Genomic DNA, 12642 nt, shown 5'->3' on the forward strand with positions numbered 1-12642 from the left:
CCGTGTCACACCCGGGAGTGCCGAGGCCCGCCCGCCCCAGGCGGCGGCGGAAGGCTCGCTTGGCTTCTTCCACCCCGAGGCCGATAGCCTGCCCGCCGTGCCGAAATCAGACCAAACCCGCGTGAGCCCGCCCCGCCCGAGCGCGGTGCCGCCCGTCCCGCTCGCCGAGCTCGCCCAGATCCTGGGTGTCGCGGCGGCCGAGGGCGCCGCGGCGACCGGGATCACCGGGATCACCCACGACTCGCGCGCGGTCCGTCCGGGCGACCTCTACGTGGCCTTCGCCGGGGCCAACCACCACGGCGCCGCGTTCGCCGGCCAGGCCGCCGCCGCGGGGGCCCTGGCGGTGCTCACCGACCCGGCGGGCGCCGAGCAGGCGGGCGGCCTCGCGGTGCCGCTGCTGGTGGTCCCGAGCCCGCGCGCCTTCATGGGCGCGCTGGCGGCCCGGATCTACGGCGACCCGTCGCGGGCACTGCTGACCATCGGGATCACCGGCACCAACGGCAAGACCACCACCTCCTACCTGGTGGAGGGCGGCCTGCGCGGCGCGGCCCGTACGCCCGGGGTGATCGGCACGGTGGAGATGCGGGTCGGCACCGAGCGGATCAAGAGCGAGCGCACCACCCCCGAGGCCACCGAGCTGCACGCGATCCTCGCGGTGATGCGCGAGCGCGGCGCCGACGCGGTGGTGATGGAGGTCTCCAGCCACGCGCTGGTCTTCGGCCGGGCCGACGGCGTCCAGTACGACGTCGCGGTCTTCAACAACCTGACGCCGGAGCACCTCGACTTCCACCCGGACATGGAGGACTACTTCGCGGCCAAGGCACGGCTGTTCGAGGTGGGCCGCAGCCGGGTCGCAGTGGTCAACCTGGACGACGCCTACGGGCGCCGGCTGGCCGCCGAGGCCGCGATCCCGGTCACCACCTTCTCCGCCAAGGGCGCCGCCGACGCCGACTGGCGGGCGTTGGACGTGCAGCTGGGTCCGATCGGCTCGACCTTCCGGGTGCTGGGCCCCGACGGCCGCCAGGCGGACGCCTCGGTGCCGCTGCCCGGCCCGTTCAACGTCTCCAACGCGCTGGCCGCGATCACCGCCCTGGTCACCGCCGGGCTGCCGCTGGCCGAGGCGGTGGCGGGGGTGGCCGCGGTGCCGGGCGTGCCCGGGCGGCTGGAGCGGGTGGACGCCGGTCAGGACTTCGTCGCGGTGGTCGACTACGCGCACAAGCCGGACGCGCTGCGGGCCGTCCTGGAGTCGCTGCGCGAGGTCACCAAGGGCCGGCTGCACGTGGTGGTCGGCTGCGGCGGCGACCGCGATCCGTTCAAGCGCGGCCCGATGGGGGCCAGCGCCGCCCGGCTCGCCGACACCGCCGTGCTGACCAGCGACAACCCGCGCTCGGAGGACGCCCTGGCGATCCTGGCCAGCATGCTCGGCGGCGCGGTCGAGGTCCCCGAGGACGAGCGCGGCGACGTGCTGGTGGTGCCGGACCGGGCCGCGGCGATCGCCGCGGCGGTGGCCCGCGCACACGCCGGCGACACCGTCCTGGTGGCCGGCAAGGGCCACGAGCTCGGCCAGTACGTGAAGGGCGAGGTCCGCCCGTTCGACGACCGGGAAGTGCTGCGCGCGGCCATCACGCGCCGGCATCCCGACCGAGGAGTGGAGCAGCCGTGATCGCACTGACCCTGGCCGAGGTGGCCGCCGTGACCGACGGGAAGCCGGCCGACGGCGCCGACCCGCAGGCGCTGGTGACCGGCCCGCTGGCGATCGACTCGCGCAAGGTGGCCTCCGGCGGCCTCTTCGCGGCCTTCCGTGGCGAGCAGGTGGACGGGCACGACTACGCCGAGCGGGCCGTGGCGGCCGGCGCGGTGGCGGTGCTCGCCGAGCGCCCGGTCGGCGTGCCGGCGGTGCTGGTCGCCGATGTCCAGGTCGCGATGGGCCGGCTCGCCCAGGCGGTGGCCGAGCGGACCGAGGCCGCGGTGGTGGCGCTGACCGGCTCGGTCGGCAAGACCAGCACCAAGGACCTGATCGCGCAGCTGCTGACCCGGCTGGGCCCGACCGTCTACACCGAAGGCTCGCTCAACAACGAGCTGGGCTTCCCGATGACCGCCACCAGGGTCGAGCCGGACACCCGCCACCTGGTGCTGGAGATGGGTGCCCGGCACAAGGGCGACATCGCCTACCTCTGCTCGCTGGCCCGGCCCGGCATCGGCCTGGTGCTCAACGTCGGCAGCGCGCACCTGGGTGAGTTCGGCTCCAAGGAGGGCATCGCCGAGGCCAAGGGCGAACTGGTCGAGTCGCTGGGCGCGGACGGCACCGCGATCCTGAACGCCGACGACCCGCTGGTGCGCGCGATGGCCGGACGCACCCGGGCCAAGGTGGTGACCTTCGGGGAGAGCGCGGGCGCCGATGTCCGCGCACAGGACGTTCGCCTCGACTCCACCGGCCGTCCATCGTTCACGCTGACCACCCTGGCCGGTTCCGCGCACGTCCAACTGCGCCTGTACGGTGAGCACCACGTCTCGAACGCCCTCGCCGCCGCAGCGGTGGCGATGGAGCTCGGACTGTCCGTCGACGACACCGCCACCGCCCTGGGCGAGGCGGGTGCGCTGTCCCGCTGGCGCATGGAGGTCGTCGACCGGGCCGACGGTGTCACCGTCGTGAACGACGCCTACAACGCGAACCCGGAGTCCATGCGGGCCGCGCTGCGCGCGCTCGCCACGATGGGTGGCCGTGGCCCGGAGCGCCGCCGCACCTGGGCGGTGCTCGGCGAGATGCGGGAGCTCGGCGAGGAGAGCCTCGACGAGCACGACGCCATCGGGCGGCTCGTGGTTCGACTGGACGTCACCAAGCTGGTGGCGGTGGGCGGACGCGAAGCGGCCTGCATGGAACTGGGCGCGAGGAACGAAGGTTCGTGGGGTGAGGAGTCGGTGCTGGTGTCCGACGCGGACGCGGCGGTCGAGCTGCTGCGCGGTCAGCTGCGGCCAGGGGACGTGGTGTTGGTGAAGGCCAGTCGCTCGGTGGGCCTGGAGCGGGTCGCACAGGCCCTGTTGGCGGACGGTGCCACGCGGTGAAGCAGATTCTCTACTCCGGACTGATCGGCCTGGTGCTGTCGCTCTTCGGCACCCCCGCGCTGATCCGGGTGCTGGCCCGGCACGGCTACGGCCAGATGATCCGCGACGACGGCCCCAAGGCGCACCACAGCAAGCGCGGTACGCCGACCATGGGTGGCATCGCGTTCATCCTGGCCACCCTGATCGCCTACGCACTGACCAAGGTGATCACCGGCGACCAGCCGCGCGCCTCGGGCCTGTTGGTGCTCTTCCTGATGTCGGGCCTGGGCCTGGTCGGCTTCCTGGACGACTACATCAAGGTGGTCAAGCAGCGCTCGCTGGGCCTGCGGGCCAAGGCGAAGCTGCTCGGGCAGTCCTTCGTGGGCCTGGCCTTCGCGATCCTGTCGCTGCAGTTCCACGACCCGCGCGGGCTGACCCCGGCCTCCACCCACCTGTCCTTCATCCAGGACTTCAGCTGGTCGATCGGCCCCGTGCTGTTCGTCATGTGGGCCTACTTCATGATCGCCGGCATGTCGAACGGCGTGAACCTGACGGACGGTCTGGACGGCCTGGCCACCGGCGCCTCGGTGATGGTCTTCGGCGCCTACGTCTTCATCGGCGTCTGGCAGTACGGCCAGTCCTGCGACCGGTTCGTGACCGCGACCGCCAACTGCTTCGAGGTCCGCGACCCGCTGGACCTGGCGGTGGTGGCCTCGGCGCTGATGGGCTCGTGCTTCGGCTTCCTGTGGTGGAACACCTCGCCGGCCAAGATCTTCATGGGCGACACCGGTTCGCTGGCGCTCGGCGGCGCGCTCGCCGGTCTGGCGATCTGCTCGCGCACCGAGCTGCTGCTGCCGCTGCTCGGCGGCCTCTTCGTGATCATCACCCTGTCGGTGATCATCCAGGTCGGCTCGTTCCGGCTGACCGGCAAACGGGTCTTCAAGATGGCGCCGCTGCAGCACCACTTCGAGCTCAAGGGCTGGAGCGAAGTGCTGATCGTGGTCCGCTTCTGGATCATCCAGGGCCTCTGCGTGGCCGTCGGCCTCGGCATCTTCTACGCGGGCTGGGTGAGCCAGTGAGCACCGACGCCGTCGCCTGGCCCGGCCTGCCGGTCGTGGTCGCGGGCCTGGGCGTCTCCGGGATCAGCGCCGCCCGGGTGCTGCACCGGCTGGGCGCCGAGGTCACCGTGGTGGACGGCGGCGACAGCCCGGTCCTGCGGGACCGGGCGGCCGAGCTGACGGGCATTGAGGTGCGTCTCGGGGACGGTGACACGCTTCCCGAGGGGACCCGGCTGGTCGTCACCTCGCCCGGCTGGCCGCCGAGCAGCCCGCTGTTCGCCGCCGCCGAGGCGGCCGGGCTGCCGATCTGGGGCGACGTCGAACTCGCCTGGCAGCTGCGCGAGCCGCTGCCCGGCACCGGCGAGCCGGCCCCCTGGCTGGCCGTCACCGGCACCAACGGCAAGACCACCACGGTCCAGATGCTGGCCTCGATCCTCACCGCGGCCGGCAAGCACACCGCCGCCGTCGGCAACGTCGGGGTCTCGGTGCTGGACGCCGTCCTCGCGGGTTTCGACGACGCTGCCGGCACCGGCGAGCGCCCGTACGACGTGCTCGCCGTCGAGCTCTCCAGCTACCAGCTGCACTGGGCGCCCTCGCTGCGCCCGCACTCGGCGGCCGTGCTCAACCTGGCGCCCGACCACCTGGACTGGCACGGCTCGATGGCGGCCTACGCCGCCGACAAGGGCCGGATCTTCCAGGGCAACCAGGTGGCCTGCGTCTACAACCTGGCCGACCCGGCCACCGAGGAGCTGGTCCGCGAGGCCGACGTCGAGGAGGGCTGCCGGGCGATCGGCTTCGGCCTCGGCACCCCCGGGCTCTCCCAGCTCGGCGTGGTGGAGGGCCTGCTGGTGGACCGTGCCTTCGTCCCCGACCGGGCCAAGAACGCGGCCGAACTCGGCGCGGTGTCCGACGTGAACCCGCCGGCCCCGCACAACATCGCCAACGCCTTGGCCGCCGCCGCGCTGGCCCGGGCCTACGGGGTGGACGCCAAGGCGGTGCGCGACGGCCTGCGGGCCTTCCGCCCCGACGCGCACCGGATCGCGCTGGTCGCCGAGGTCGACTCGGTCAGCTACGTCGACGACTCCAAGGCGACCAACACCCACGCCGCGGCCGCCTCGCTGGCGGCCTATCAGCCGATCGTGTGGATCGCCGGCGGCCTGGCCAAGGGCGCCACCTTCGACGAGCTGGTCAAGGGCGCTGCGAGCCGGCTGCGCGCCGCGGTGCTGATCGGCGAGGACCGCGGGCTGATCCGCGAGGCGCTGGCGCGACACGCCCCGGATGTACAGGTGATCGAGCCGGCCGAGGGCCAGACTGGCGCGACGGCGATGGCGGAGGTGGTACGGGTGGCCGCCCAAGTCGCCCGGGCGGGCGATACCGTGCTGCTGGCCCCGGCCTGCGCCTCGATGGACATGTTCACCAGTTACGGCGAGCGGGGCGACCTCTTCGCCGAGGCGGTGCGAGGGCTGACGCAGTAGAACCGGGCACATCGGAGAGGGGCAGGCACGCGTGGCGGGTCAGGGCAAGGCGGACACGGCCGCGCCGCCGGAGCGCGGCCCCTCCCCGGCGCTGATCTCGGCGACCAGCACGGTCTTCAAGACCGAGGGCCTGACCGGACGGCTGCGCGCGCTGCGCGAGCGGCTGCGCTGGTTCCTGAACCGCCCGCTGACGCCGTACTACCTGATCCTCGGCTCGACCTCGCTGCTGCTGGTGCTCGGCCTGATCATGGTCTTCTCCTCCTCCAACATCACCGCGATCCACCAGGGCCTGCCGGGGCTCTTCTACTTCCGCAAGCAGCTGGTCGCGGTGCTGCTCGGCTCGGTGCTGCTGGTGGCCGCCGCCAGGGTTCCGGTGGCCGTGCACCGGGTGCTGGCCTACCCGGTGCTGCTCGGCTCGATCGGGGCCATGGTGCTGGTCGCCATCCCCGGCATCGGGATGACCGTCAACGGCAACCGGAACTGGCTGAACTTCGGCTTCTTCCAGGTCCAGCCCTCGGAGTTCGCCAAACTGGCGCTGCTGCTCTGGGGGGCCGACCTGCTGGCCCGCAAGCAGAAGGCCGGCACCCTGACCCAGTGGAAGCACCTGCTGGTGCCGCTGGTGCCGGGCGCCCTCCTGCTGCTGCTGCTGATCATGCTCGGCGGCGACATGGGGACCTCGATGATCCTGGTCGCCATGGTCTTCGCGCTGCTCTGGATGGTCGGCGCCCCGCTGCGGCTCTTCGTGGCCACCCTGGGCATCGCCGTGGTCGCCTGCACCGCGCTGATCATCACCGTGCCGCACCGGCTGGACCGGCTGGCCTGCATCGGCACCACCAAGCCGGACGCGGCGCACGACTGCTTCCAGGCCCTGCACGGCCTCTACGCCTTCGGTCTGGGCGGGCTGTTCGGGACCGGACTGGGCGCCGGCTACGAGAAATGGGGCCAGCTGCCCGAGGCGCACACCGACTTCATCTTCGCCGCCACCGGGGAGGAACTCGGTCTGGTGGGGACGCTGTCAGTGATCGGTCTCTTCGCGGCACTAGGGTATGCGGGTATCCGAGTGGCCATCGGCACGAAGGACTCCTTCGTCAGGTATGCCGCGGGAGCCGCCACCACGTGGATCATGGCCCAGGCCATGATCAACCTGGGGTCGGCGCTGGGACTGCTGCCCATCGCGGGCGTACCCCTCCCGCTGTTCTCCTACGGCGGGTCCGCCATGCTGTCGGCCATGTGCGCACTCGGGATGCTGCTCTGCTTCGCTCGCAGCGTCCCGGGGGCGAAGGCGGCACTTGCCGCCCGGAGCTCGAAGTCCCGGTTCAGGACAGGTCTGCGCCGGGTGCTGCCACGACGAACCACAGCGCGCCCGGCCGCCCGGCCGCCGCGCAGGGAGCGGTGATTTTCGGTGCATGTCGTACTCGCCGGCGGGGGTACCGCAGGACACATCGAGCCGGCCATGGCGCTCGCGGACGCGCTCCGCAGGCATGACCCGAGCATCGGCATCACGGCGCTCGGCACCGAGCGCGGCCTGGAGACCCGGCTGGTGCCGGAGCGCGGCTACCAGCTGGAGCTGATCCCGGCCGTGCCGCTGCCGCGCAAGCCCACCCCCGAGCTGATCACCGTGCCGGGCCGGCTGCGCGGCACCGTCCGGGCCGCCCAGGAGATCATCGAGCGGGTCAAGGCGGACGCCGTGGTCGGCTTCGGCGGCTACGTCGCGATGCCCGCCTACCTGGCCGCCAAGCGGGCCGGGGTGCCGATCGTGGTGCACGAGGCCAACGCCCGCCCGGGCCTGGCCAACAAGATCGGCGCCCGGTACAGCGACTTCGTCGCCGTCTCCACCCCGGACAGCAAGCTGCGCGACTCGCGCTACATCGGCATCCCGTTGCGCCGCACCATCGCCACCCTGGACCGCAACGCGGTGCGCCCCGAGGCCCGGCACTACTTCGGCCTCGACCAGCGGCTGCCCACCCTGCTGGTCTCCGGCGGCTCGCAGGGCGCGCGCCGGCTGAACGAGACCGTCCAGGCGATCGCCCCGCGCCTGCAGCAGTACGGCGTGCAGGTGCTGCACGCGGTGGGCCCGAAGAACGAGCTGCCGCAGATCGACGACATCCCGGGGATGCCGCCCTACCGCGCGGTGCCCTACCTGGACCGGATGGACCTGGCCTACGCGGCCGCCGACCTGATGCTCTGCCGGGCCGGCGCGATGACGGTGGCCGAGCTGGCCGCGGTCGGGCTGCCGGGCTGCTTCGTCCCGCTGCCGATCGGCAACGGCGAGCAGCGGCTGAACGCCCAGCCGATGGTCAAGGCCGGCGGCGGCCTGCTGGTGGACGATGCCGAACTGACCCCGGACTGGGTGCTGGGCAACGTGCTGCCGGTGCTCACCGACCCGCAGCGGCTCTGGGACATGAGCCGGGCGGCCGGCGAGTTCGGCCGCCGGGACGCCGACGACCTGCTGGTCGGCATGGTGTACGAGGCGATCGACGCGGCCCGGGGCGGTCGCCGACGTGGTTGAGCGGCTCGACGCCGCGCTCGTCGAGGAGGCGGCGGAGGACGACGAGGAGGAGCGGCCGCCGCTGCGCCTGTCGCGCCGCGGGATCCTGGTGCTCAGCGGGCTCGGCGCGGCCGTGCTCGGCCTGCTGGGCTGGCTGTTCTTCTTCTCCTCGGTGCTGGACGTCCGCACCGTCGCCATCCAGGGGCTGCAGAACGACCAGCTGACGGTCGACCAGGTGCGCGCAGCGATAGGGCCGGTGCAGCACGGGCCGTTGTCCCGGGTCGACCTGGACGCGGTGCAGCGCCGGGTCCAGGCCGTTCCCCGGGTGGCGAAGGCCGAGGTCTGGCGCGGCTGGCCGCACACCCTGCGGGTGAAGGTGATAGAGCGTCAGCCGGTGGCAGCTGTCAAGGGCAATGATGGAAAGTTCACTCAGATGGATGCATCTGGGGTGAGTTTCGCCACCGAACCGACGCCGCCGCCCGGCGTTCCCGTGGTCGAACTCCAGCTGAGCCAGCCGGCCCAGGATGCGATTTCGGCCATTCCGCAGAGCGCGCTGGTCCAGGGCGCGGTCCGGGTGGCCGCCGGGCTGCCGGCCGAAGTCGCCAAGCTGGCCCCTTCGTTGCTGGTTCGTTCGTATGACGACATCGAGTTGAGACTGGCCGGTGGGACCACCGTGCGGTGGGGGAGTCCGGAGCGGACCGACCGCAAGGCGAGCGTGCTGATCGCACTGCTGAAGCAGAAGGCGGCGAACTACGACGTCAGCGCTCCGGATGCCCCGGCGATCTCCGGTTGAGTCCGGATCCGGTAGGTTCTGTACTCCCGGGGGGCTTTACCGCGTGATTCGCCACTGTTGACGATTCGTCGGTGATTCCCCGACCCTGGGTGCTCCACCCCGGTGCCCAACGCCGGACGGTGATCACATAGGCTCAAAAGAAAAAAGGGAAGCTCGGCGTGTTCGTTGAACACGGACCCGCTCGGCACTTAGTGTCCTGTGTCACCAGGCTGTGCTCCACAGTGATCTGAGGCATCTTCACGATGTGGCACGGGCACAGCATGAACTCTCAACGTCAAGTTTAGGGTTCGGGTCGGCGGTCTCAATTTCGGACAATCAGTCAGAAACCGGGCTCCCCACCCATCGACATCCGTCGGCATCTTGGTTCGAAGCCGACCCGGACATCCGAGGCGAGAGGCCTTCGACGTGGCAGCACCGCAGAACTACCTCGCAGTCATCAAGGTCGTCGGTATCGGCGGCGGCGGTGTCAACGCCATCAACCGGATGATCGAGGTCGGTCTGAAGGGCGTCGAGTTCATCGCGATCAACACCGATGCCCAGGCCCTCCTGATGAGCGACGCCGACGTCAAGCTCGACGTGGGCCGCGAGCTGACCCGGGGCCTCGGCGCCGGCGCCAACCCCGAGGTCGGCCGCAAGGCCGCCGAGGACCACCGCGAGGAGATCGAGGAGGTCCTCAAGGGGGCCGACATGGTCTTCGTCACGGCCGGCGAGGGCGGCGGCACCGGCACCGGCGGCGCGCCGGTGGTCGCCAACATCGCCCGCTCGCTCGGCGCGCTGACGATCGGCGTGGTCACCCGCCCGTTCACCTTCGAGGGCCGCCGCCGGGCCAACCAGGCCGAGGATGGCATCGCCGGGCTGCGCGAGGAGGTCGACACCCTCATCGTGATCCCGAACGACCGGCTGCTCTCCATCTCCGACCGCCAGGTCAGCGTGCTGGACGCGTTCCGCTCGGCCGACCAGGTGCTGCTCTCCGGTGTCCAGGGCATCACCGACCTGATCACCACCCCGGGCCTGATCAACCTCGACTTCGCCGACGTGAAGTCGGTCATGTCGGACGCCGGTTCGGCGCTGATGGGGATCGGCTCGGCCCGCGGCGAGGACCGGGCCAAGGCGGCGGCCGTGATGGCCATCTCCTCCCCGCTGCTCGAGGCCTCGATCGACGGTGCGCGCGGCGTGCTGCTCTCCATCTCCGGCGGCTCCGACCTCGGCCTCTTCGAGATCAACGAGTCGGCCCAGCTGGTCAGCGAGGCCGCGCACCCCGAGGCGAACATCATCTTCGGTGCGGTGATCGACGACGCGCTCGGCGACGAGGTCCGGGTCACCGTGATCGCGGCCGGCTTCGACGGCGGCCAGCCGCCGGCCATCGTGCGCGACCCGGTGGTCAAGGCGACCCCGGCGGCGCCCACCGAGCGTCCGACCACCCGGCCCTACGGTCAGATGGGCTCGGTGACGGGTCGTTCCGAGGACGGCGGCAGCACGGCGTCGGCCGCGGCCAAGGCCGACACCGCGCACGCTGCGCCGGTGCCGCCCCAGGTGCAGCCGTCCCGACTGCCGTATGTGGACAGCCAGGCCGAGGAGTTGGACGTCCCGGATTTCCTTAAGTAATTTGTAGGAATTTCCAGAATATTCTGCGGGGCTCGATGCCCACTCCGGCCGATGAGGCCGGAGTGGGCATCGTCGTGTGTGATAGGCAGTGAATATGACGAACCAGCAGTTCACCGGGCTTCCGGCAGCCGATCGCCTCGCCGAGCTCCGGGCCGGCCTGGCGGCCGTCGAGCACCGGATCGAGGCCGCCTGTGCGGCGGCCGGCCGGCCGCGCTCGGCGGTGACGCTGATCGTGGTGACCAAGACCTACCCGGCTTCGGACACCCGGCTGCTGGCCTCGCTCGGCGTGCGCGAAGTGGCCGAGAACCGCGACCAGGACGCCGCCCCCAAGGCCGCGCAGTGCGCCGACCTGCCGCTGACCTGGCACTTCGTCGGACAGTTGCAGACCAACAAGGTGCGCTCGGTGGTGCGCTACGCACACCATGTTCACTCGGTCGACCGGGAGCGGCTGGTCACAGCGCTGGCTGACGCGGTGTCGAAGGCCGAACGGCCGCCGCTCGGCTGCCTGGTGCAGGTGGCGCTCGACGCCGAGCAGCGCGGCGAGGGAGCGCAGGGCCGGGCCGGGGTGGCTCCGGAGCAGGTGCTCGCGCTGGCCGACAAGATCGCCGGGACGCCGGGCCTGCGCCTGGACGGGGTGATGACGGTGGCTCCGCTCTCCGGCCCGCTGGCCGGCGACCCGGCGGCCGCGTTCGAGCGCTTGGCGGAAATCGCAACCGGCGTACGCGCGGCCCATCCTGCTGCCACGATGGTCTCGGCGGGAATGAGCAATGACCTGGAGCAGGCGATCGCGGCCGGAGCGACACATGTACGCGTCGGTACGGCGGTGCTCGGTGCGCGGTCGCGGCTCGGGTAACGTCACCGGGTAGTAGATCAGACTGCAGGACAAATCAGGACAATGCACCGATTCGTCCTGCGGTCGCCAAACTGAAATGCTTGGCAACCCAAATCGTGGATCGTATGTCCGCGGCCACGCTCATGAACTGACGGACCATCGGCACAGAGTAGCCGAGATCTGACGGGATGTGAGCGGACCGCGGGTCCGGAAGCCCACCGTACTCGACGGGAGCGGGTTTCGCGGGCCCGGCCGGTGACGAAGCCGATCCACCACAGAGCGGAGGACAGGAGCATGGCCGGCGCAATGCGCAAGATGGCGGTCTACCTCGGCCTCGTGGAGGACGAGACGTACGACGGCCAGGGTTACGACCCGGACGACGACTACGACACGGACCCCGAGCCGATCCGGACCGGGCGGACCGAGGACATTCCCCGGCCCGCCGCAGCCGCCCCGACGGCACAGGTCGCCTCGATCGCACCCCAGCCGGTGCCGGCCGCGGTGCCGATCCGGCAGGACCCGCCGCGGATGGCCCCCGTGTCGTCCATCACATCCGAACGCCGTCAGAACCTGGAGAAGAGTGCGCCGGTGATCATGCCCAAGGTCGTGAACGAGCGGGAGCCGTACCGCATCACCACGCTGCACCCGCGGACCTACAACGAGGCCCGTACCATCGGGGAACAGTTCCGTGGCGGGACCCCGGTGATCATGAATCTGACCGAGATGGACGACACGGACGCGAAGCGGCTCGTAGACTTCGCGGCTGGACTCGTCTTCGGTCTGCACGGCAGTATCGAGCGCGTGACGCAGAAGGTGTTCCTGCTGTCTCCTGCTAACGTCGATGTCACGGCGGAGGACAAGGCTCGGATCGCCGAGGGTGGGTTCTTCAACCAGAGCTGACCCGGCCACGACGTCATGTGTGGACCTGATGGACAGTGAGTGACCCAGCAGTCGCAGAACAGTAGTCGCAGAACAGTAAGAGCAGTTCAAGAGCAGGCAGAGCCGGAAGAAGCTGGGAGAGGGATACCCGATGGGGATCGTGGGGGCAGTGCTCTACTACGCACTGACCGTCTTCCTGGTGATTCTGTTGTTCCGCCTGGTCATGGACTGGGTCTTCCAGTTCGCCCGCTCGTGGCGACCCGGCAAGGCCATGGTGGTGGTCCTGGAGGCCACGTACACTGTCACGGATCCGCCACTGAAGCTTCTTCGGCGGTTCATCCCGCCGTTGCGTCTCGGGGGCGTGGCGCTCGACCTGTCCTTCTTCGTACTGCTGATCATTGTGTATTTCCTGATCTGGCTCGTGCAGCAGCTGCCGTGATGAGCGATGCGGCGGGATGCCAGTGTGCCGA

The 12642-nt window shown here is 71.0% G+C and carries 11 protein-coding genes; all 11 read left to right on the forward strand.

Annotation, left to right across the window (positions count from 1 at the left end):
• Positions 1–97 precede the first annotated feature (97 nt).
• The 11 genes from P3T41_RS01095 to P3T41_RS01145 all read left to right on the forward strand — a co-directional run bounded on the left by P3T41_RS01095 (position 98) and on the right by P3T41_RS01145 (position 12611).
• The gene (locus P3T41_RS01095; RefSeq protein ID WP_280686998.1) at positions 98–1663 is read left to right on the forward strand and encodes a UDP-N-acetylmuramoyl-L-alanyl-D-glutamate--2,6-diaminopimelate ligase; all 1566 of its coding nucleotides are present in this window, start codon (positions 98–100) and stop codon (positions 1661–1663) included.
• Positions 1660–3063, forward strand: a complete 1404-nt coding sequence (murF, locus tag P3T41_RS01100) for a UDP-N-acetylmuramoyl-tripeptide--D-alanyl-D-alanine ligase (protein ID WP_280686999.1) — start codon at positions 1660–1662, stop codon at positions 3061–3063. Before P3T41_RS01095 ends, murF begins: the two co-directional genes overlap by 4 nt.
• On the forward strand, positions 3060–4121 hold the full coding sequence (gene mraY / locus P3T41_RS01105; protein ID WP_280687000.1) for a phospho-N-acetylmuramoyl-pentapeptide-transferase: 1062 nt from the start codon (positions 3060–3062) through the stop codon (positions 4119–4121). The genes murF and mraY overlap by 4 nt, the downstream gene beginning before the upstream one ends.
• Positions 4118–5575, forward strand: coding sequence for a UDP-N-acetylmuramoyl-L-alanine--D-glutamate ligase (gene murD, locus P3T41_RS01110; protein WP_280687001.1), 1458 nt, complete (start codon positions 4118–4120; stop codon positions 5573–5575). The genes mraY and murD overlap by 4 nt, the downstream gene beginning before the upstream one ends.
• 130 nt (positions 5576–5705) lie before the next feature.
• Positions 5706–6971, forward strand: a complete 1266-nt coding sequence (gene ftsW / locus P3T41_RS01115) for a putative lipid II flippase FtsW (protein WP_280687312.1) — start codon at positions 5706–5708, stop codon at positions 6969–6971.
• A 6-nt stretch (positions 6972–6977) separates the two neighbouring features.
• Positions 6978–8084: an undecaprenyldiphospho-muramoylpentapeptide beta-N-acetylglucosaminyltransferase gene (gene murG, locus P3T41_RS01120; protein WP_280687002.1), complete on the forward strand. Its 1107-nt coding sequence runs from the start codon at positions 6978–6980 to the stop codon at positions 8082–8084.
• The gene (locus P3T41_RS01125; RefSeq protein WP_280687003.1) at positions 8077–8856 is read left to right on the forward strand and encodes an FtsQ-type POTRA domain-containing protein; all 780 of its coding nucleotides are present in this window, start codon (positions 8077–8079) and stop codon (positions 8854–8856) included. The genes murG and P3T41_RS01125 overlap by 8 nt, the downstream gene beginning before the upstream one ends.
• Positions 8857–9261: 405 nt before the next feature.
• Positions 9262–10461: a cell division protein FtsZ gene (gene ftsZ / locus P3T41_RS01130; protein ID WP_280687004.1), complete on the forward strand. Its 1200-nt coding sequence runs from the start codon at positions 9262–9264 to the stop codon at positions 10459–10461.
• Between the two features lie 94 nt (positions 10462–10555).
• Positions 10556–11314: a YggS family pyridoxal phosphate-dependent enzyme gene (locus P3T41_RS01135; RefSeq protein WP_280687005.1), complete on the forward strand. Its 759-nt coding sequence runs from the start codon at positions 10556–10558 to the stop codon at positions 11312–11314.
• Positions 11315–11587: 273 nt separating this feature from the next.
• Positions 11588–12193: a cell division protein SepF gene (gene sepF / locus P3T41_RS01140; RefSeq protein ID WP_280687313.1), complete on the forward strand. Its 606-nt coding sequence runs from the start codon at positions 11588–11590 to the stop codon at positions 12191–12193.
• A gap of 130 nt (positions 12194–12323) precedes the next feature.
• A complete protein-coding gene (locus tag P3T41_RS01145) occupies positions 12324–12611 on the forward strand; it encodes a YggT family protein (RefSeq protein WP_266301002.1) in 288 nt (95 codons plus the stop codon).
• Positions 12612–12642: the final 31 nt, after the last annotated feature.

Source organism: Kitasatospora sp. GAS204B (assembly GCF_029892155.1).
Classification (GTDB): Bacteria; Actinomycetota; Actinomycetes; order Streptomycetales; family Streptomycetaceae; genus Kitasatospora.

Excerpts from the sequence above, each read along its gene's own strand:
- P3T41_RS01135 (WP_280687005.1), top strand. The coding sequence starts at position 10,556 with ATGACGAACCAGCAGTTCACCGGGCTTCCGGCAGCCGATCGCCTCGCC.
- sepF (WP_280687313.1), top strand. The coding sequence starts at position 11,588 with ATGGCCGGCGCAATGCGCAAGATGGCGGTCTACCTCGGCCTCGTGGAG.
- P3T41_RS01145 (WP_266301002.1), top strand. The coding sequence starts at position 12,324 with ATGGGGATCGTGGGGGCAGTGCTCTACTACGCACTGACCGTCTTCCTG.